The 20,197-nt window shown below is 38.6% G+C and carries 17 protein-coding genes; 6 read left to right on the top strand and 11 right to left on the bottom strand.

Going from position 1 to position 20,197, the window contains the following annotated elements; genetic code table 11:
• Positions 1–77: 77 nt before the first annotated feature.
• Positions 78–887, bottom strand: a complete 810-nt coding sequence (gene ppsR, locus CWB76_RS06750; protein WP_008108730.1) for a posphoenolpyruvate synthetase regulatory kinase/phosphorylase PpsR — start codon at positions 885–887, stop codon at positions 78–80.
• A gap of 154 nt (positions 888–1,041) precedes the next feature.
• Here ppsR and ppsA point away from each other — a divergent pair, with 154 nt between their 5' ends.
• Positions 1,042–3,417, top strand: a complete 2,376-nt coding sequence (gene ppsA / locus CWB76_RS06745) for a phosphoenolpyruvate synthase (RefSeq protein ID WP_008108727.1) — start codon at positions 1,042–1,044, stop codon at positions 3,415–3,417.
• 52 nt (positions 3,418–3,469) lie between these two features.
• On the opposite strand, the gene CWB76_RS06740 is transcribed toward ppsA, so the two are convergent.
• Positions 3,470–3,682 (bottom strand): PGPGW domain-containing protein, encoded by a 213-nt coding sequence (locus tag CWB76_RS06740; protein WP_008108725.1) that lies wholly within the window; start codon positions 3,680–3,682, stop codon positions 3,470–3,472.
• 144 nt (positions 3,683–3,826) lie between these two features.
• Here CWB76_RS06740 and ydiJ point away from each other — a divergent pair, with 144 nt between their 5' ends.
• The gene (gene ydiJ, locus CWB76_RS06735) at positions 3,827–6,871 is read left to right on the top strand and encodes a D-2-hydroxyglutarate dehydrogenase YdiJ (protein WP_138606369.1); all 3,045 of its coding nucleotides are present in this window, start codon (positions 3,827–3,829) and stop codon (positions 6,869–6,871) included.
• Positions 6,872–6,947: 76 nt separating this feature from the next.
• On the opposite strand, the gene CWB76_RS06730 is transcribed toward ydiJ, so the two are convergent.
• Both CWB76_RS06730 and CWB76_RS06725 read right to left on the bottom strand, forming a co-directional pair.
• The gene (locus CWB76_RS06730) at positions 6,948–8,147 is read right to left on the bottom strand and encodes a cation:proton antiporter (RefSeq protein WP_138606367.1); all 1,200 of its coding nucleotides are present in this window, start codon (positions 8,145–8,147) and stop codon (positions 6,948–6,950) included.
• Positions 8,147–9,358: a tyrosine-type recombinase/integrase gene (locus CWB76_RS06725; RefSeq protein WP_008108719.1), complete on the bottom strand. Its 1,212-nt coding sequence runs from the start codon at positions 9,356–9,358 to the stop codon at positions 8,147–8,149. Before CWB76_RS06725 ends, CWB76_RS06730 begins: the two co-directional genes overlap by 1 nt.
• A gap of 140 nt (positions 9,359–9,498) precedes the next feature.
• Between CWB76_RS06725 and CWB76_RS06720 the strand changes: the two genes are divergently transcribed.
• The gene (locus CWB76_RS06720; RefSeq protein WP_138606365.1) at positions 9,499–10,062 is read left to right on the top strand and encodes a lipid-binding SYLF domain-containing protein; all 564 of its coding nucleotides are present in this window, start codon (positions 9,499–9,501) and stop codon (positions 10,060–10,062) included.
• 131 nt (positions 10,063–10,193) lie between these two features.
• On the opposite strand, the gene CWB76_RS06715 is transcribed toward CWB76_RS06720, so the two are convergent.
• The 6 genes from CWB76_RS06715 to CWB76_RS06690 all read right to left on the bottom strand — a co-directional run bounded on the left by CWB76_RS06715 (position 10,194) and on the right by CWB76_RS06690 (position 16,989).
• Positions 10,194–10,871: a DUF4145 domain-containing protein gene (locus tag CWB76_RS06715; protein WP_138606363.1), complete on the bottom strand. Its 678-nt coding sequence runs from the start codon at positions 10,869–10,871 to the stop codon at positions 10,194–10,196.
• A gap of 1 nt (position 10,872) precedes the next feature.
• Positions 10,873–11,898, bottom strand: coding sequence for a patatin-like phospholipase family protein (locus CWB76_RS06710; protein ID WP_138606361.1), 1,026 nt, complete (start codon positions 11,896–11,898; stop codon positions 10,873–10,875).
• A 94-nt stretch (positions 11,899–11,992) separates the two neighbouring features.
• Positions 11,993–13,399 carry an alanine/glycine:cation symporter family protein gene (locus CWB76_RS06705; RefSeq protein WP_075170157.1) on the bottom strand — a complete coding sequence of 469 codons (1,407 nt, stop codon included), beginning with the start codon at positions 13,397–13,399 and terminating at the stop codon, positions 11,993–11,995.
• Between the two features lie 520 nt (positions 13,400–13,919).
• Complete coding sequence (locus tag CWB76_RS06700) at positions 13,920–14,873, bottom strand: patatin-like phospholipase family protein (protein WP_171039601.1); 954 nt, start codon at positions 14,871–14,873, stop codon at positions 13,920–13,922.
• Positions 14,874–15,110: 237 nt separating this feature from the next.
• Positions 15,111–16,100, bottom strand: a complete 990-nt coding sequence (locus tag CWB76_RS06695; RefSeq protein ID WP_138606357.1) for an LLM class flavin-dependent oxidoreductase — start codon at positions 16,098–16,100, stop codon at positions 15,111–15,113.
• 142 nt (positions 16,101–16,242) lie between these two features.
• Positions 16,243–16,989 (bottom strand): siderophore-interacting protein, encoded by a 747-nt coding sequence (locus CWB76_RS06690; protein WP_138606355.1) that lies wholly within the window; start codon positions 16,987–16,989, stop codon positions 16,243–16,245.
• A gap of 103 nt (positions 16,990–17,092) precedes the next feature.
• On the opposite strand from CWB76_RS06690, the gene CWB76_RS06685 reads away from it, so the two are divergent.
• From CWB76_RS06685 to CWB76_RS06675, 3 genes are all read left to right on the top strand, one after another.
• Positions 17,093–17,512, top strand: a complete 420-nt coding sequence (locus CWB76_RS06685) for a MarR family winged helix-turn-helix transcriptional regulator (RefSeq protein ID WP_138606353.1) — start codon at positions 17,093–17,095, stop codon at positions 17,510–17,512.
• Positions 17,513–17,593: 81 nt separating this feature from the next.
• Positions 17,594–18,007 (top strand): translesion error-prone DNA polymerase V autoproteolytic subunit, encoded by a 414-nt coding sequence (gene umuD / locus CWB76_RS06680; RefSeq protein ID WP_010388819.1) that lies wholly within the window; start codon positions 17,594–17,596, stop codon positions 18,005–18,007.
• Positions 17,995–19,251 (top strand): Y-family DNA polymerase, encoded by a 1,257-nt coding sequence (locus CWB76_RS06675; RefSeq protein ID WP_138606351.1) that lies wholly within the window; start codon positions 17,995–17,997, stop codon positions 19,249–19,251. Before umuD ends, CWB76_RS06675 begins: the two co-directional genes overlap by 13 nt.
• On the opposite strand, the gene CWB76_RS06670 is transcribed toward CWB76_RS06675, so the two are convergent.
• Entirely contained in the window at positions 19,248–19,703 is a 456-nt protein-coding gene (locus tag CWB76_RS06670) for a hypothetical protein (RefSeq protein ID WP_010388821.1), read from the bottom strand. The genes CWB76_RS06675 and CWB76_RS06670 overlap by 4 nt on opposite strands.
• Positions 19,704–20,197 lie beyond the last annotated feature (494 nt).

The following is a 20,197-nucleotide window of genomic DNA, read 5'->3' as shown; positions in this document are numbered from 1 at the left end:
ATGTTAAAAGCCGCTATTATTTAGCGGCTTTTTTGTGTGCTGGGCGCAATTACATGCTTAAATCACATGTTAGTTTGTTAGTACTTACGGCGCTCAAGACCTGTATCAGAAATGATTTTTGCTGAGATCTCTTCAACAGAATGGTGGGTAGAATTTAAATGAGCAATTTTATGCTTCTTGTAGAGCATTTCTACTTCGCGCACTTCAATACGACACTGTCTAATTGATGCATATTTTGAATTTGCCATTCGTCTATCTCTGATCGCAGCCAGTCTCTCAGGGTCTATAGTTAAACCAAACAGTTTATGCTTATAAGGCACTAAGCACTTGGGTAACCCTTCGCTTTCTAAATCATCTTCTGTGATCGGATAATTGGCCGCTTTAATACCGTATTGCAGGGCTAAATACAGGCTTGTTGGCGTTTTACCGCTTCGACTAACGCCAACTAAAATAATATCAGCCTCAGCAAAGTTTTTAATATTACCGCCGTCGTCATTCATTAAAGCATAGTTAACTGCATCAATTCTAAAGTCATAACTTTTTTCGTGTATTGAATGGGTTCTATGTACTTTAGGTACTGGGGCAACGTTTAATTCGCTTTCAATTTTTTCGCTATACGTTGTTAAGAAGTCATACGAGACAGCATCTGCAGAGCGAATAATTTCCGATAATTTATGATTCACAAAAGTAAAAAACACTAGAGGCTTCTCACCTTGCTTAGACGATGTGGCGTTAATAAGCGCTTTGATTTCATGCGCTTTTTCTTCGGTTTCTACAAAAGGAATTGTTTTATGATTAAATTCGACAGGAAATAAAGACAGGGTCGCATGACCAAACACTTCAGATGTGATTGCCGTGCCATCTGAAATATAAAACGCAGTTCTCATAAAGCCTCTTTTTTATTACATTTAATTTTAAAATAAGTGTATCACGGTTTACGTGAGGACGTTTGCCAGTGTAGAATGGGGGCGACCTTTATAAAAGGTTTTCTTTCTTAACTCTCACAGTTAGTACTACAATTTGTTTTTTGGAGAAAGATCCGTGCAAGAATACGTTCTCTGGTATCAAGAGCTTGGTATGCAAGATGTTCCTCGAGTTGGTGGTAAAAATGCCTCACTTGGTGAAATGATTTCAAACTTAGCTAACGCAGGTGTGCAAGTCCCAGGTGGTTTTGCTACTACCTCAGACGCTTTTAACGAGTTTTTAGAACAATCAGGACTCAACGCAAAAATTCACGACATTTTAGATACTCTTGATGTTGATGATGTAAACACACTCGCCAAAGTAGGCGCCGATATCCGTCAGTGGATTATCGATACCCCATTCCAACCTAGTCTAGATAAAGCAATCCGCGATGCATACAGCCAACTTCATGGTGATGCTTCTGCAGATGTTTCATTCGCTGTTCGTTCATCAGCTACTGCTGAAGATATGCCAGACGCCTCGTTTGCAGGCCAACAAGAAACGTTCTTAAACGTTGTTGGTATTGATTCTGTAATGACTGCTATTAAACACGTATTCGCTTCGTTATTTAACGACCGCGCTATTTCTTATCGTGTTCACCAAGGCTACGATCACCGTGGTGTAGCGTTATCAGCGGGTATTCAACGCATGGTACGCTCTGATAAATCAGCATCAGGTGTTATGTTCAGTATTGATACTGAATCGGGCTTTGAAGATGTAGTGTTTATCACATCAAGCTATGGTTTGGGTGAAATGGTTGTTCAGGGTGCGGTTAACCCTGATGAATTTTATGTTCATAAACCAACGCTACTTAAAAACAAGCCAGCTGTAGTACGTCGTAACATTGGCTCTAAAGCCATTCAAATGATTTACTCTCAAGACAAAGCTCATGGCAAACAAGTAGAAATTGTTGACGTAGACTCAGCACTTTCAAACAAATTTTCGATTACAGATGAAGAAGTGCAAGATCTTGCCAAACAAGCTGTAATCATTGAAAAACATTACGGTCGTCCAATGGACATCGAATGGGCAAAAGATGGTAACGATGGCAAACTATATATAGTTCAAGCGCGTCCAGAAACTGTTCGCTCAAACGAAGACACAAACGTAATGGAACGCTTCCAACTAAATGGCAGCAGCAATGTTGTTGTTGAAGGCCGTGCAATTGGTCATAAAATTGGTAGTGGTGTTGTACGTGTACTTGACTCAATCAAAGAGATGGACCAAGTACAAGTAGGTGACATATTAGTTACCGACATGACAGACCCAGACTGGGAACCTATTATGAAACGCGCGGCTGCGATTGTTACTAATCGTGGTGGTCGTACATGTCATGCTGCAATCATTGCACGTGAACTAGGTATTCCAGCCGTTGTTGGTTGTGGTAATGCAACAGACTTAATTAAAGCTGGTCAAGAAGTTACTGTATCATGCGCCGAAGGCGATACTGGTTTCATCTACGAAGGTATTTTAGACTTTGAAGTACTTACTTCACGTGTTGATGAAATGCCTGAACTTCCAATGAAAGTGATGATGAACGTAGGTAACCCAGATCGCGCATTCGATTTTGCACGTTTACCACATTCAGGTGTTGGCCTTGCGCGCGTTGAGTTTATCATCAACCGTATGATTGGCGTTCACCCTAAAGCGTTATTAAATTTTGATGCACAAACAGATGCATTAAAAGCAGAAATCACAGACATGATTGCCGGTTACGAATCACCTGTTGAATTCTATATTGGTAAACTAGTTGAAGGTATTTCTACCTTAGGTTGTGCGTTTGCACCAGAGCGTGTAATTGTTCGTATGTCTGATTTTAAATCAAACGAATACGCGAACTTAGTGGGCGGCCAGCAATACGAGCCAGAAGAAGAAAACCCAATGATTGGTTTCCGTGGCGCTGCACGTTATATCTCTGAAGACTTCCGTGATTGTTTTGCACTTGAGTGTGAAGCTATAAAACGCGTAAGAAACAGCATGGATATGACCAACATCGAAATCATGATCCCATTCGTACGTACCCTTGAAGAAGGTAAACGCGTTATTGAATTACTTGAAGAACATGGCCTTAAACGTGGCGAAAATGGTCTTAAAGTAATCATGATGTGTGAGCTTCCGTCAAATGCATTAATGGCTGAAGAATTCTTAGAATACTTTGATGGTTTCTCTATCGGTTCTAACGATTTAACACAGTTAACGCTTGGTCTTGATCGCGACTCAGGTTTAATTGCTCACCTATTTGATGAGCGTGACCCTGCAATCAAAAAGCTACTTTCTATGGCTATTAAAACAGCCAAAGAAAAAGGTAAATATGTAGGTATTTGTGGTCAAGGTCCTTCAGATCATGAAGACTTTGCAGCATGGTTAGTAGAGCAGGGCATTGACTCTGTTTCGCTAAACCCAGATACAGTACTAGAAACATGGTTATACTTAGCAGACAAACTTGCTAAGTAAGTTACCTCGTTAAAAAATGCCAGCAACTGCTGGCATTTTTTATGACTAAAAATTAATTTTTTGCTAATTTTTTATCTAAATAGGCACATGAACGAGTCAGTGCTTTTTGACACCAAGTTAAATACCCTCTTGCTTTAGGGTAATACATAGAAAAGCAGAATAAGCCTGCAATAAAAAATATTAACGATGGCCCTGGCACCACAGCAAACAATAATCCGAGTAAAATAAACAGTGTTCCGCTGATCTGCATTAGTAGTTTTTTCATATAAACCTCATAGTAGGCGTTTAACTTGATTATAATTGCAGCTGCTCATATATCGATAAAAAGAGTGTTACAAACTGTAAAATCTTCAATTTCTATTAGCCATCGCCATGATATAATTACACAAATGCATTAATAAGCGCCGCCATGATAGCAACTATTACACAACAAGATGCCGCGACCGAGCTTGTCGCAAATTATTTAAATACTATAAAAAATCAAGGGTTTACTGGAGATACAGACGCAAGTTATGCAACCAGACTCACAGCATCAACTGATAACAGTATTTACCAGCAGCTTCCGCAAGGTGTTATTTTTCCTAAAAGCGAAAAAGACATTCAAGTTGCGCTGCAAATTGCATCGCAAGACCCTTTTTTATCGTTAACTTTTGGTCCTCGCGGTGGCGGCACAGGAACAAATGGTCAATCTTTAACGCCTGGTATTGTGGTTGATTTATCACGTTATATGCGTGAAATCCTCGAGATAAATGTTGAAGAAGGTTGGGTACGAGTTCAAACCGGTGTGATAAAAGATCAACTTAACGACTTTTTAAAACCGTATGGATTTTTCTTTTCACCCGATTTATCTACTAGTAACCGCGCCACTATTGGCGGCATGATCAGTACTGATGCATCGGGGCAAGGCTCCTTAGTTTATGGCAAAACCAGCGACCATGTTTTAGGGCTAACCACCTATTTAGTTGATGGCACTGCAATGTCTACCAGTCCAATAGACATTGAAAAAGCAAAAATAATTGCCGATCAGGAATCCTTAATTGGCAAACTCTACAAAACAGTATTAGACATATCACTTAATGAACGCGACGCTATATTAGCCAAATTTCCACGGTTAAATAGATTTTTAACTGGTTATGACCTAGAGCATGTGCTAAGTGAAGACTTACAAACTTTTGATATGAGCCGCTTAATAACCGGATCAGAAGGCTCTTTAGGCATAGTTACTGAAGCAAAATTAAACCTAACACCTATCGCAGAATTTAAAACCCTCGTAAATATAAAATACGACAGTTTTGATTCTGCGCTTCGCCATTCACCATTTTTAGTTGATGCCCGCGCAACTTCAGTTGAAACTGTTGACAGCAAAGTATTAAATCTTGCTCGTGAAGATATTATTTGGCATTCAGTATCGGACTTAATAACTGATGTACCAAATAAAGATATGCAAGGACTCAACATGGTTGAGTTTAATGCCGTATCACCAGAAGACATAAAAGACAAAGTAGACACATTATGTAAATTATTAGATGAGTGTGTAGCTAATCAAACTAATGGCGTTATTGGCTATCAGTTAACCAGCGATAAAAGCGATATATTAAAAATTTATGCAATGCGTAAAAAATCAGTGGGTTTACTAGGCAATGTAAAAGGCAGCCAAAAACCTCTCGCGTTTGCAGAAGACACCGCCGTCCCGCCAGAAAATTTAGCCGATTATATTGTTGAATTTAGAGCGCTACTCGATAGCCATAATTTACAGTACGGTATGTTTGGTCATGTTGATGCTGGCGTTTTACATGTTAGGCCGGCACTGGATATGTGCGACCCAGAACAAGAAAAATTACTGCGCACTATTTCAGATGAAGTAGTAAAACTCACCGCAAAATACGGTGGTTTGATGTGGGGCGAGCACGGTAAAGGTTACAGAAGTGAATACGGTCCTGAATTTTTTGGTGAGCATTTATTTACGCAATTACGAAAAATAAAATCGGCGTTTGATCCAAATAATAAAATCAACCCCGGAAAAATATGTACCCCGCTTGAAAGTGAAGACTCACTAGTTAGCGTTGATGGGCAAAAGCGCTCTTACTTCGACAAGCAAATATCTATTGATGTTAAGACCAATTTCAACAATGCAATGACCTGTAATGGTAACGGCTTATGTTTTAATTATGATGAAAACTCTCCAATGTGCCCGTCGTATAAAGTAACTGGCGATCGCCGTAATTCTCCAAAAGGCCGAGCAGGGCTAATGCGTGAATGGTTACGTCTTCAAGAGTCAAAAGATGTTAATTTACTTGAGGTAGAAAAAGAACTTAACAAAGGTGAAGTAATTACTTGGTGGGAGCGCTTTGTTCATAGCAGAGAGAAAAAACAAGGCGTTTACGATTTTTCACATGAAGTAAAAGCCTCAATGGATGAATGTTTAGCGTGTAAAGCGTGTACCACGGCTTGCCCAATTAAAGTAGATGTGCCGACTTTCCGTGCCCGTTTTTTAAATTATTATCACAGTTACTATGCCCGCCCACTCAAAGATTACTTAGTGGGTAATATAGAAAACAGTGCACCGTTAATGGCAAAATTTGCTAGGGTTATTAATCCAATTGTAAAAACATCATTAGTTAGTGGCCTCATTAAAAAAACCGTAGGCTATGTTGATACCCCGCAGTTAAGTATTCCTGCACTCAATAAACGTGTAAACAAAGCGCAAACATTTAATTTAGAATTACTTAAAAGATTAAGTACCGATGAACAAAATGATTATGTACTCATTGTTCAAGACCCATTCACCAGCTTTTACGAAGCAGAATTGGTTGAGAGTTTTATTACGCTAATTACTCAGCTTGGAAAAAAACCAATGCTGTTACCCTTTAAACCCAATGGCAAACCTCAGCACGTGAAAGGTTTTTTGCATGAATTCAAGCTAACGGCAAAAAATGCTGCAGAGTTTTTAAATCAGCTTAATGATATTAATGCACCGCTAGTTGGTTTAGATGCGTCGTTAGTGATGTGTTATCGCGATGAATATAATACAATTTTAGAAAATAACCGTGGCGATTTTAATGTGCAACTTGCGCATGAATGGTTAGAAACACAATCGTTCAGTGCTTTAGAAGCTAAACAAATAAATACAGAATTTACCTTATTAAGTCACTGTACCGAAACGACTGCATTACCAAAAGCCGCAAGTGTGTGGAAAAATATTTTTGATCAGCTTGGTTTAACATTAAACACCACAAGTACTGGGTGTTGTGGTATGGCCGGCACTTATGGTCATGAAGCACAAAACCAAGCAAACTCCAAAGCACTTTATGAAATGAGTTGGAAACCTATCGTTGATAAAAATAAACCTGAGCAACTTTTATCAACTGGCTTTTCATGTCGTAGCCAAGTAAAACGTTATGAAAAATTTAAGCCTAAGCATCCAATAGAGTTACTGGCAAAAGTACTTAGTTAATAATTTAACTAACTAAGCTGTAAAATAAAAAGGCGCAACTTATTATTAAGTTACGCCTTTTTATTTTTGTTTATATTTATTTAGTTTTTTTAGCAAAACTGTCTGCAATCGGTTTTGTACTAATACCATGAATAAATACACTAAATAAAATTGTGGTCATAGCAATGGTCGCAATTTGAAATTTATTTTCTATTTGTGTATCAATAACCATTAAAGTAAAAACAATCGAAGCCAATCCTCGCGGCCCAAACCAAGCAAACGTTAAACGCTCTTTTATTTTTAATGACGTAAATTGCAGTGACAACATAACAGGAATTATTCTGATGAATGTTGTACTGAGTAAAGCGTAAATTACTATTTCAGTATTTAATTTCGGGATCACTAAATAAGCACAAACAAAACCGAATAAGCACCAAATCATTAAAGAGGAAAAGTCAGCTATATGCTCTGAGTCTTCAATCAGCTCTTTGTTTATTTTAGTACTCGCGTATTTATCAAATAAAAGCCCCGCTACAAATACGGCAATAAATCCACTGCCATGAAAATATTGCGTAAGTGAAAATACAGCCATAGCAACACCCAATAGTAAAAACGGGCTAGTGTTTTGGGCAAAATAATGTCGCTTCATTGCAAAGTTTAAACACGGAATAAAAACAGCAATACTTGCAAATGCAATTAATAATGCAACTCCCAACTCTCTAGCAAACACACTTAACGTTTGTGTTGCAGTAATTGCAGATTCAGGATTTTTTGCGAGCAGAATAAATATTAAAAATATAGGCACACATAAGCCATCGTTTAAACCGCTTTCTGTATTAATACCTTCGCGTATTTTTTCAGGCACTTTTGTATTACTTAATAATCCCTTACTTAACGCCGCATCGGTTGGGGTTAATATAATTGCGATAAGTGCTGCTTGAATTAATGAAAGCTCAGCAAATAAAAATAACGCGATAGCAATCCCGAGTAGTAGGGTTAATGGTAAGGCAACAAATAAAAGTAAACTTGGGTATTGAAAACTATGCCTTAATACTCCTAGTTTTGACTTTGCTGCATCGGTAAATAAAAAGATACTCAGCGTTAATTCTATAAAGGGCAATAAAAACCGTAAGCCATTTTTAAAATTTTCACTTTCGTTCGGAGCTATCAATGCTAGCAGTATCCCCCCTATAACAAAAAACATCGGCCCGGTAATTTCTGTTTTTTCTAATTGGCGTAGTGTTATAGAATAAATTAAAAATAATGCACCAATAAAAGCAATAACTAAGTATTCCATTAAATCTTCCTTTTTATTCCAGACTTTGCCCGTTCTTTAATATTTGTTTGAATATATATTTGATCGGTTGTGGCTATTTTTGCGTGACCCAAATCTTCAGATAAATGCTTTAAAGGTCGAGTTTGTGCGTCATGCGTTGCACCGGTATGTCGAAGCCAATGTGCAGTGGCCGCTTCTAATTGTTCCGCGTCATCTTTAAAGCCATCATCAAGTAATGACTGCTGAGCAATATCAAAACTTTGTTGTACTAAACGACGAATTTGTCTTACTGTCATACCACCTTGGCCACGAATTTTATGCACTAACGGGTCGGATTCGTCAACACGGGGCAGGGCAGGTAAACCACGGTATAACCGATAACGTTTTAAATACTCAAGAAAATCATCACTTAAAGTTACATCTCGTAATTTATTACCTTTACCCATTATACGTAAAAACCAAAAGCCATCGTTATCTTGCCAAAAATGAGACATAACAGGTGACCATTGTGGACGTTCTGATAATTCTGATATACGTAAATATAATCCTTTTAAACAGGCGAGGGTAAAAAGGTTTCTTTCATACTCTGGTTTTTGTTCGCACAGATCACGCGTTACACCAAATACGTATTCCCATTGAATATCGCTTAATGTATCGGGAATTTGTATTTGTGATTGTACAACCAAGTAAGGGCTATTTTTCTTAACCACAGGTACAAAGTTAGCGAAGGTTTTTTCTTCTAAAATAGCGAACTTGTAAAATACATTAAGTGCAGTAAACATAGCGGATAATGTTTGCTGACTCGCAATAGATTCTTTTTGCATGAAAGGGCGCCAATTTTGGTTTAACCTACGTACTCCTTGCTCATCTTTATAGCGCCACTGCACCGAAGTTGATGCCCACTTTTTATCCGGCTCAACCATAAAATCAACATACGCCTCAATATCTTCACGCTTTAAATCGAATACTGATTTTTCAGCTATAAGCCATGACCACAAATAAAATCGTTCTAATTCATTGCGAAAACGACTATAAGTTGCTTCTGATTTTCGGCCATAAACATATAAAAACTGGTATAAAAAATTAAGATCGGCCTTTGATTCAGTTACAGTCAAGCTGACTTGCTGTATAAAAGAGGCTAGTTCTGGATATTCTGATTGGAGTGTATTATCTTCAAGATGAGCTATTTGATAACGTAATTGTTTTAATGTATCGACCAGAGCAACAAGCATAATAGTAAAATATATAAGAAAATAATAGACTTATAGATTAACCTTAAAGTCCGATACTGTCTAGTATTGGACATAACGAAATTTTGATATGTATGCTAAATGCAGATTTATTAACCATATACCTTATTAAAGGAAAAATCATGAAAAAATTACTTCTGTTGAGCATGTTAGTTATTAGCGTTTTATTAACAGGTTGCGCTACTACAGGCAGTGCTTCTCCTGGAGAAAAACGTGCTTTAGTACAAAGTATGAAGTCGAATACATTAACTGCTCTATACGAAAAAAAACCAGATGTTAAAACTCAAATTGCAAACTCTGCCGGTTATGCTGTATTTGATAATGCCAACGTAAACGTTATTTTAGCCAGTTTTGGTGGTGGGTACGGTGTAGTAAAAAATAACCTAACCGGAAAATCTACCTATATGAATATGGGCGAAGCTGGTTTAGGCTTAGGTTTAGGTGTTAAAGATTTCAATATTGTGATGGTTTTTCACGATCAAGCAGCGTTAAATAGATTTATTAAACATGGTTGGGCGTTCGGTGGTAATGCCGATGCTGCTGCAAAATACCAAGATAAAGGTGGCGCTTTAGTTGCCGAAGCTATTGCTGACCAAGTTACTGTTTACTCTTTAATCGAAAGTGGCCTTGCACTGCAAGCTGTTTTAAAAGGCACTAAATTTTGGGTCGATTCTGAGCTAAACTAGGCTATCAAAACCCTATCATAAGTGGGCTAGTTTGTATGATTACGCCCACTTTAATTTAATTCATTCAATTTAACATAACGTAATTTATGAGTTGTCATTCTATTCCCTAAAGCATTACATCCTATATTTATCTAATCACGACTCATTTCATCCATATACTTCTTTGTCAAAATTGAGCTTTGTATCCACGTACAAGTTAATTGAATTAAGATTTTTAAATCTTTAAGATCATGGTTTTCCCATTTTCTAACATAGTGTGTTTCATCATTACCAAGCCATACAGCTCTGTTTGCACAGTTTTTTAGATTTTCATCTGTTACATAATTATTTATAACACGACTTAATTGATTTGATTTTATGTCTTCTTCTTTATCTGGTTTTATACTTATACAATAATCTTTAATTAAATATTCAAGGGCTTTTCTATAGCCAATACCTGCCAATTCATCCAATTGTTTAGACTCAGCTTCACTAGCTTGAGTGAATATTTTTCCAAATGATTCTGAAGTATTAACTATTTCTTGTCCAATATTTGGAGCATTAAAGACATTAGGAATTGAATGATCAAATTTGAAATTATGATTATATGTTCCGTGAGTTTTACTGTAACGGCTAATATAAAATCGTGCGCAACTTAGGTTCATGCACTCCATAACAAGTTCCAGTTTTGTTTTTCTATTTTCAATATCACCAGTGAGTTTTGCAAAAATATTTGCTGGCAATTGTGCTTGATTGCAAATAGGACATTTATCTGGAACTCTATCTATATCAACCGTAATGCCGCAATCTAATTTAATCCTCTTATGCATTTTAATTTTTCCTTTTTAAATCATTATCAAACGCTTCAGCTAATTTCTCCGTTTCACTAAATACGGTATTCCAATATTTAATGCGGGTGTCGGCATCGAGATCAGTAAAATCGTTTCTGTCTGGGATTTTTCCGTAAGGTAATCCGGCTATAAATTCTTTTGATGGGGTGATCATCACAACGTTGTCGTAATTTTGTGGTGCTACTTTACGTTTTAAGTTTTTATCAAACCACCCTGCTTTTGGCTCGCTATTAAAATGCGGATACAAAATTAAACCTGGATTATTAATTTTTAAATCAAAGTGGTAATCAATAATGCCGCCATCGCGGTAAATTCCTGGTGGCGAACCGGCAATATTTTTTATACCTTGCATTACTAGTGGTATAGAGCCCGATGCCAATAAGGCATCTTTCAAATTTGTTTGAGTAAGTTCAATGTTTTGTGTTTTAAACTTATAACTGTCGGTAATACTTAAATTACTATTGGGCGCGCCAAAAATAAAACGCTCGTACTGAGCGCCTAATAATTTACGATTAACGCGGTTAAGCATATAACTTTTTGATAAACCCAAAAGCTGTATTAACTTATGTTCGCTGGCAATAAAGCCGTTAGATTTTGCGACAATAAAATGCGCTTTAAAAACGGGATTATTTATAATTTCAGTAACACCATCATCACCAAATACATCTTCTAATAATGCGCGGGCTTTAAGTGTAATTTCAGCGGGCGTTGGTTTATTACTAGAATATCGGGTTTGCGAATACGATTTTGCTAACCGCTCAATGGCGGCAACCGGGTCGTTTTGTGCAAAACAGGCTGAACGAAAAGCCCCTGCAGATGAGCCAATTAAATTAAGCGGTTGAGTGCGATGTTTAAAAAATTCGCCAAATATATATTTGTCTAAACCAAATAAGGTAAACCATTTAGGGCCACCACTTGCCCCTAAAAAAGAGGTAAAAATCTCGGGTTTAAAACCTTGTTCGTTTATTATTTTTGCTGCAGTTTTACCCGCATAAATGTCGATCATCTAAAAATACTACCTGTAGAGTCGCGGTTTAATGTTGTTAAAGCCAAACTTAAAAAATGAATACTTATGCAAAATAAAATTTTAAACTTTAATCTTAATCCCAAATTCCGTCTTCACATTTGCCCTGCACTTTTACGTTTTTTACCTTAAACTCAGGCTCTATGCCTTTGTCTCTTTGTGCGTGGTAGTCGTTAGTAACAGACAAAATAGTCGGTGTGAGTAGTATAATAGCGATTACGTTTACTACTGTCATTAACCCTAGAGCAATATCAGCTAAATCCCATACTTGTTTTAAGGTGGCTGATGCGCCCCACAACATCATTGATAAATAAAGCAAAGTATAAATACCGCGCCCTACTTTGTTATCGAGCTTAAATAAGTGGAGGTTACTTTCGGCGTAGGCGTAGTTAGCAACCACCGAGGTAAAAGCAAATAAAGTAATGGCAGCGGCTACAAAATACACGCCGCCTTGCGCTAAGTGTGAGGTCATAGCGCTTTGTGTTAAGCGTATGCCTTCCATTTCACCGCTTATATCTACATCGGCCAATAAAATAATAACCGCGGTACAACTGCACAATACGATGGTATCAAAAAACACCCCTAACATTTGTATGTAGCCTTGCGTAGCCGGGTGGTTTGGCATTGGACTGGCACTAGCCGATGCATGGGGCACACTTCCCGCGCCAGCCTCATTAGAATATAAACCGCGTTGTATACCATTTTTAATGGCTGCCCCCATGGCGCCTGCACCAGCTTCTTGCAAGCCAAACGCTGATAAAAATATATCTTTAAGCATGGCAGGTACTTGGGTGAAGTTAATCAATGTAATTACCACAGCAACAAGCACAAACACGATGCCCATAACAGGCACTACTCGCTCGGCGAATCGGGCAATGGCTTTAAAGCCACCTAAAATAATAGAGCCTGCTAAAAGTGTGATCACAACACCTGAGTAAAAAGTGGGTATTTCAAATGCGTAATTTAGTGCATCAGTAATGGTGTTGGTTTGCATGGCGCTAAAGGTAAAGCCGTAACCTAAAAACAAACAGGCGGCAAACACAATAGCAAATGCACGACTGCCTAAGCCTTGTTGAATGTAATACGCAGGGCCACCTCTGAATTCGCCATTGCTGTCGCGAATTTTATATACCTGGCCTAAAATACTTTCTGCAAATCCGGTTGCCATACCTAGTATAGCAATGACCCACATCCAAAATATGGCACCGCTACCACCGAGTGATATAGCCACAGCCACACCGGCTAAATTACCTGTGCCTACTCGAGCACACAGCCCAGTACAGAGCGCTTGAAATGATGAAATATCGTTTTTATTACACTTACTACTGCCTTTTAGCAGGCTAAACATGTGCTTAAATTTAACTAATTGAATTGCTTTTAAGCGTACTGAAAACCATATTCCGGTAAATAGGAGAATGTAAATAAGTACTTGCCCTTCGCCCCATAAAAGGCCATTGACACTTTTTACTACTGTTTCAAACATCACCCGTCCTTTATTTGTTATTTTTATATCCGCTTGCTTCTACATTTATATCTTTAGGTGTTTAAAACAATAAATGCACAGCACGTCACATGAATTTTATTTCAGTTATTGTGAATATAAAATCACACTCATACCTTATCGTTTTTTATAAAAAATCAATAATATATTTGTAGCTTCAGACGACACAGCACTAAGCCTTGCGTTAAAATTATACGGCCTCTTATATTTCCAAGATAAGAATAGTACGCTTTGTTAAATTTTGTGCAGGGTAAGTCGACTCACAGTGAGTTTATGAACTGAGATTGGTGGTTGAGTTATGATGCTAGACTGGTTTTATTATTAATATGATGCGTTACAGTGTGTGGTAATTACGCTAGCTTGAGTTGTTTAGTTTGATCAGTATTTTTTATTAACCCATTAAAATTACAGGCTAAGTTTAACGCCAAAGCAATATACAGTAGGTGCATATTGCTTTGCATGCGGCTTGTTAATTAGCGCTATAAACGCCCTAGAGGCTTGCTTACATTGCGTATTGCGGCTCACTGAAACGGTTTAACTCTGTATGATAGTTTTTTAAATAATCACGACCTGCTTTCAAGCCTAATTTATGATCAAATCGGAGGTCATCATTAGAGCTGCCTAACAATTTGCTATGTAGCTTTTCGTTAGCAAAAATTTGAATAATTTCAGCATCATCTGGGGGATTAGCAATAAATTCAAGCTCGTCTAGGTATGCTTGCTCGTGTTGAATCAAGTAATCAAGTGTTTTTGGGCAGTAGCCCGATGCACATGCAAATGTTCTAAGCTTTTGAACCCATGCAGTTTGCGCTTGAAAATTCTCATCAACGGTTCTTATTACCACGATTTTTCGTGCGCCACGGTTATAAGCTTCGCGTACAGGCAATGGCGCAGCTAAGCCGCCATCTAAATAAAAATCTTCACTTGATTGCTCTGCAGCTAAATGTGCTTCGTTTGCCGCTTTTGAGCCTAACCAAGGAGTGAGTTGAACACCTTGTTTATACAAAAAAGGTAAAGCACTTGACGCTTTTAATAGCTCTCGCCAGTGTTTGCCATCGCCAGTAGGAGATAAATAATACGGTTTACGATCACGTGCATTGGTTGTAGTGATCAGGAGTTCTCTATCACCAAGGCTATTTTTTGCCGTTTTAAAGTCTAATGCTCTATTAACCTCAGTGGTTTTTTCGAAATACCAGTCTAAGTCAACAATGTGTTTACCCATTAGGCCTCGACCTAACTGAAAAAAACGTTTATGACGCGAAAGCCCTCTGATCAAGCGTTTTGCGTAGCCTTTTTGACGCGCTAAATAACTGGTTAAATTTTGCGAGCCAGCAGAGGTGCCTATAAATAAATCAAACGGGTCGTAGTTTTGCTCTAACCACGCGTCAAGTACACCGGCTGTAAATATCCCTCGCTGACCTCCACCTTCAGCAATCAATGCAGTTTTGGGGTGCATAGGCTTATTGAATGTGTGTGGAGCAACATTTATTTGAGATTTCACGGTGTACCTCTTAGTTGTTAACTTAACGGAATATTGTTTTATTTTAACGTGCTTGATTAAATCCTTAAAACAGATTAATTGAATCAGTTCGATTGAAAATATAAATCATTTATTTTTACTCAATCTTTACTCGATTCTCTATTTGGTTATTAGTGTAACTATGGTTGCGTGTACGCTTGCTTAATAAACAGCTTAATTCTTTATTTCTATTAGGATTTGTAACGCTCGATGACGTTTTTCATCGTCATATAAATCGTTGGTGAATATAAGCTCATCGACCCCTAACTGATTCACGATCATTTCTAATTTGTGTTTAATACTTGCAGGCCCACCAGTAACACTTAATCCTAAAAAGCTCTCAACATGAGCACGCTCTTGTTCGCTCCACAAGCCTTCCATTGTTTCAACTGGGGGCTTTAACCACAACTCGTCGCCTCTAATTAACGATAGCACCCGCTGTTTTGAAGTGGTTGATAAGTATTGTGCTTCTTCATCTGTATCGGCAGCCACTAAAGGTAATGCCAACATTACATAAGGCTTAGCTAATACATTTGATGGTTTAAATTCTCGTTTATATAAGGCTATTGCATCATGTACAAAACGCGGTGCAAAGTGCCCCGCAAATACATAGGGTAATCCTTTTTGCGCTGCTAACTGGGCACTAAATAAACTTGAGCCTAAAAGCCAAATAGGCACATTAGTGTTTTCACCGGGTATTGCTCGTACACGCTTAGCCCCCTCGTATGGGCCTAATAGTGTTTGTAACTCGCTTACTTCATTAGGAAAGTTTTCAGCGCGGCTAATGTCGTTATTTAAGGCGCGACTTGTCACCGGATCGCTACCTGGTGCGCGCCCTAGCCCTAAATCAATTCGACCAGGATGCAAACTCTCTAAGGTGCCAAATTGCTCAGCCACCACTAAAGGCGCATGATTAGGTAACATAATTCCACCCGACCCTACGCGTATTTTTTTAGTGTTGCCGGCTATGTGCCCTACTAAAATTGAAGTGGCGGCACAAACAATCCCAGGCATATTATGATGCTCGGCTAACCAAAAACGGTTAAAACCTAATTGGTCTGCTTTTTGTGCGTAGGCTGTACTTTTGTTTAAGGTGTCACTAACCGTGGCCCCTTTTTGCATAGGCGCCAGTTCAAGTAATGAAAAAGGGATAGTTGATAACAAAGCAGCATCTCCAAATTAAATAGCGACTTATGACGTGCTAGCCATAAATAATAAATCTAAAGTAAGAGATGGGTGTACATTACACCAATTCAAGGCAGCTTATCTTGAAACGCTAAGGTGTTGCGATTGAGCGACAAAAAAGCTAGCTACTTTTAGCTGCAGTTTGTTGGCGGTTTAGTTTATAGGCCTCTGAATCAAGGCCTTTTTTCCAATAACCCGATGAAACAATTTGACTGCGCGGTATCGCTAATTCATCAGTTAATACGGTTTTTGCTTTGCGTACTAATCCGGCCTCTAGTGCCATAAATACAATAGGTTGTTGCTCACTAAGCGGCACCGATTTTAATGCGTTTACCACATCTGTATCTGGTTTATGTGTTATTAACCAAGTTACATCTCGCGGCGACTCCAAGCTGATCACATCATCGTTTGTTGGTGCATGAATAATCGCGTCAATTTTTGCGTTTTTAGGCAGTTGCTGCATGTAGCCTTTAATTGCATTAACCGAAGTTAAATCGCCAAGTAGTATGTAATGTGAGTGTTCATAATTATCAAGCTTTTTAGGGCCTGGTCCTGCTATACCTACCTCATCGCCTACTTTTGCTTTTTTAGCCCAATTAGTTGCTGGACCTTGGTGCATATTAATTACAAAATCGAGGGTAAGTGCGCCGGTGTGCTCATCAACATGCCTTATAGTGTATGAACGCATACATGAAGTTTTAATATTATAATCAACGCGGCCATTTTGCGGAATAAGTACCTTTACGTAGTTACCAATATATTGAGCGTTCAAGTCGTTAAACTCATCGGAGCCAACAATAATGCGCTGTAAATGTGGGGTTATTTGCTCTGTGCTTAATACTGTTGCTTTGCGTACTTTTTTACCCATATAAATTTACCTCATTAAAAAAGATGAATTGCACAACGCCCCATTGGTTGATAAAATCAACTATATCAATTTAATTGACTTTGTCAACCATTATGGATTCCCTATGCATATCTCATTAGCCAATACATTATTTGCTTTAATGCAAAATTATCGCGTTACCATACGCGAAGCGATTAATGCGGGCGAGCTTGGCTTAAACGCAATGCACGTACGCTGCTTCCATATTATTGCAACAACAACTCAGTGCACTGCAAACGATATTGTTAATCAAACTCAGCGTGACAAAGCCCAAATAGCACGCTTAGTAAAAGAGCTACTCGCATTAAATTTGATTAACAAAGATGCCAGTGACCACGACAAACGCTGTTTTATTTTGTCATTTACCTCTGAAGGTCGCACGCTTTATGACAAGCTATTAGCCGCCGAAGAGCAAGTAAATACGCAAATGTGTAAAAACTTAAACTCACAGCAAATCAATGACTTTTTACATACTGCCCAACAAATGATCAAAAACATGGATTGATCTGCCATTCATTACTTGGCATAACTGATACAAAACGCATATACTGTACACTTATACAGTATATGCGTTTTAGGTTGTGTTATGTTTGTTATTCCCATTTATATAGAGGCTGGTGTTTGCGGGTTTGAATCGCCTGCAGCACAGTATAGTGAGTTAGGGATATCACTCGATGAGCTATTAATAAAACACCCAGATGCTACGTTTATTGGCGTTGCATCAGGGTGCTCTATGCAAGAAATTGGTATTTTTGAGGGCGACTTACTGTTAGTTGACCGTGCTGAGATTCCTAAAGATGGCGATGTTATCGTGGCGAACTTAAATGGTTTATTTGTATGTAAGCTGCTAGATAAAACCAATGCGCGACTGCTCTCGGCTTCTGCTGCTTATAAACCCGTGCAATTAACCGAGTCTGATGAATTTCAGCTTGAAGGGGTGGTAACTCGCTCAATTAGGTTACATCGGCAAAGCCCTGAGATACTTTCATGTATGCCTTAGTTGATGCGGTTGCTTTTTATGCCAGTGCTGAAAAGGTATTTGACCCCGCAATTCGTTCAAAACCGGTAGTGGTGCTAACCAATAACGATGGCTGCGTATGTGCGGTGTGCCCTATTGCCCGTAAGCTTAATATTCCTAAATTTGGCCCCTATTTTAAAGTTAAGCAATTACTAGCAAAGCATCAGGTGGTGGTGCGCTCATCTAACTATGAGCTGTATGCTAATTTAAGCGATAGAATGATGAACGTTATTGCCCGCTTTTGTGATACCCAGCATATTTACAGTATTGACGAATCGTTTTTGCACTTTAAAGGCTATCAGCCATTAATTACCGATTGGCACCAATATGGGCAGCTAATTAGGCGTACAGTATGGCGTGAAACCAAACTCCCTGTTGGGGTTGGCTTTGGGCCAACACCGACCTTAGCCAAAGCCGCGAATCATGCTGCTAAAAAACTAGCTGGCTTTAATGGGGTTGCCGTGATTGATGATGAAGCAAGCCGACAAGCTATTTTACAGCAAATGCACTGCCAGGATGTATGGGGAGTGGGCAAACGTATAGCTAAAAAGCTGGCGCTAATGAATATTAATACCGCATGGCAGCTGGCTGAGCAAAGTCCAAGAACAATTCGTCGCCAATTTAGCGTAGTGCTTGAGCGTACAATTAACGAGCTCAATGGCATTACCTGTTTAAACTGGGATGATGTGCGCCAAAACAAACAAGCTATTTTTTCAACGCGTAGTTTTGGCCAGCGCCTTAACGATCCTGATGCAGTGAGAACCGCATTAATAAACCATGCCAGCGTGGTTGCACAAAAATTAAGAGCGCAACAGTCGCTCACTCATCGTATTTATATTTTTGCCGCCAGCTCGTCACATGAACAAGCTTTTTATAAAAAGTCAGCTATGCATCAATTTGATCCGCCCACTAACGATACCCGTGTTATAGCAAGTGCAGTATCAAAGAGTTTTGAGCAGATATATCAACCGGGTATTCGTTTTTATAAATGCGGAGTGGGTGCATTAGAGCTTAGCCCACAGCAGTTTCAACAACATACTTTATTTGAGAAACAAACCGATAACCCGCAGTTAATGGGCTGCTTAGATGCGATAAATCATCGCTTTGGGAAAGGAATGCTTAGCGTAGCAAGCAGCCAACTAAATGAACGCTGGCATATGAATAGAGCTTTTTTATCGCCGCAATACACAACACGTTGGCGCGATATTCCTAAAATACAGTGTTAGTCAGCAACTTTAATAAATTCGCATTCTACACTTGGGTTATCTAAGGTGTATTTAAGGGTGTTATCGGTTAAAAAAGTAATGGTTTGTTTAATGGTTCTTTCGTGAATTGGATTATCACATCGGCTCATACGTAAACCATTTTCGAGGCCATTAGTTTTGTATTTAAGTGAGCTGGTAATAAAACAATAATTAGGCTTTTGAATAGTACGAGTGCCATTGTGTAATGAGTTAAACAAAATCTCTTTACCTAAGCTAAAACCTTGCTCAGGATCTTCAGGGTTATTAAATTGCAATCGACTATTAGTGCACAAACCCGAGTTACTTGAGGTAACTTCGTAATTACCTAGCTTAGTTTTTAATAGTGGAATAAAGCGAGTTTTATTACTTGGGCCTGCCACTGCGTAGCAGCTAAAAAGGCTTATGGTAAGTAAAACCAGTGTGAAACATTTCATTATAAGCTCTATCCTCGTGTATCAACCATGATCAAGCACTGTGACGATGCTTAGCTATTTCTAACTATAACAGAGATTTACTATAAAAGATGCGAAGTCGTATTACTATGAGCAGCTGCGCAAAAACTAAATTAAAATACGTAGCTAACAACAAATAAGATTAAACTAGGGTCTGTTTACCTTTGCGGATTAAAATTTGTTCAAACTAGAGGCTGCTTAATCGCGGCGCGAGATTTGTAACCTAGTGGGCTCGATAACTGCTCCTGCGTTATTCTACTGGCTTACATCCATGTAAGAATAAGTCAAAACCGAGCAAAGCTTCCGCGTCCTGCTCACGCCCCTTAACTACATCCATGTAGGCAACAAAGAGTAAGTCGCGCCTAGGCAGAACTCTTCGGGCAGCGCCTGTTTGGCATTGATGCTGCGTTATCGCCTATTTATGGGGAATAACCACACCACATAAGCTCTGCCTTGCCTAAATACCAAACAGCCTG

It is taken from the genome of Pseudoalteromonas sp. S1609, from assembly GCF_005887255.1.
Taxonomy (GTDB): Bacteria; Pseudomonadota; Gammaproteobacteria; order Enterobacterales; family Alteromonadaceae; genus Pseudoalteromonas.
The sequence above is the reverse complement of the archived record's forward strand: the minus strand, read 5'-3'. Positions and strand labels throughout refer to the sequence as shown.

Bases quoted from the DNA above. Each gene is read 5' to 3' on its own strand.
- ppsR (WP_008108730.1), bottom strand. From the start codon at position 887: ATGAGAACTGCGTTTTATATTTCAGATGGCACGGCAATCACATCTGAA.
- CWB76_RS06740 (WP_008108725.1), bottom strand. From the start codon at position 3,682: ATGAAAAAACTACTAATGCAGATCAGCGGAACACTGTTTATTTTACTC.
- ydiJ (WP_138606369.1), top strand. From the start codon at position 3,827: ATGATAGCAACTATTACACAACAAGATGCCGCGACCGAGCTTGTCGCA.
- CWB76_RS06730 (WP_138606367.1), bottom strand. From the start codon at position 8,147: ATGGAATACTTAGTTATTGCTTTTATTGGTGCATTATTTTTAATTTAT.
- CWB76_RS06725 (WP_008108719.1), bottom strand. From the start codon at position 9,358: ATGCTTGTTGCTCTGGTCGATACATTAAAACAATTACGTTATCAAATA.
- CWB76_RS06720 (WP_138606365.1), top strand. From the start codon at position 9,499: ATGAAAAAATTACTTCTGTTGAGCATGTTAGTTATTAGCGTTTTATTA.
- CWB76_RS06715 (WP_138606363.1), bottom strand. From the start codon at position 10,871: ATGCATAAGAGGATTAAATTAGATTGCGGCATTACGGTTGATATAGAT.
- CWB76_RS06710 (WP_138606361.1), bottom strand. From the start codon at position 11,898: ATGATCGACATTTATGCGGGTAAAACTGCAGCAAAAATAATAAACGAA.
- CWB76_RS06705 (WP_075170157.1), bottom strand. From the start codon at position 13,399: ATGTTTGAAACAGTAGTAAAAAGTGTCAATGGCCTTTTATGGGGCGAA.
- CWB76_RS06700 (WP_171039601.1), bottom strand. From the start codon at position 14,873: ATGCACCCCAAAACTGCATTGATTGCTGAAGGTGGAGGTCAGCGAGGG.
- CWB76_RS06690 (WP_138606355.1), bottom strand. From the start codon at position 16,989: ATGGGTAAAAAAGTACGCAAAGCAACAGTATTAAGCACAGAGCAAATA.
- CWB76_RS06685 (WP_138606353.1), top strand. From the start codon at position 17,093: ATGCATATCTCATTAGCCAATACATTATTTGCTTTAATGCAAAATTAT.
- umuD (WP_010388819.1), top strand. From the start codon at position 17,594: ATGTTTGTTATTCCCATTTATATAGAGGCTGGTGTTTGCGGGTTTGAA.
- CWB76_RS06675 (WP_138606351.1), top strand. From the start codon at position 17,995: ATGTATGCCTTAGTTGATGCGGTTGCTTTTTATGCCAGTGCTGAAAAG.
- CWB76_RS06670 (WP_010388821.1), bottom strand. From the start codon at position 19,703: ATGAAATGTTTCACACTGGTTTTACTTACCATAAGCCTTTTTAGCTGC.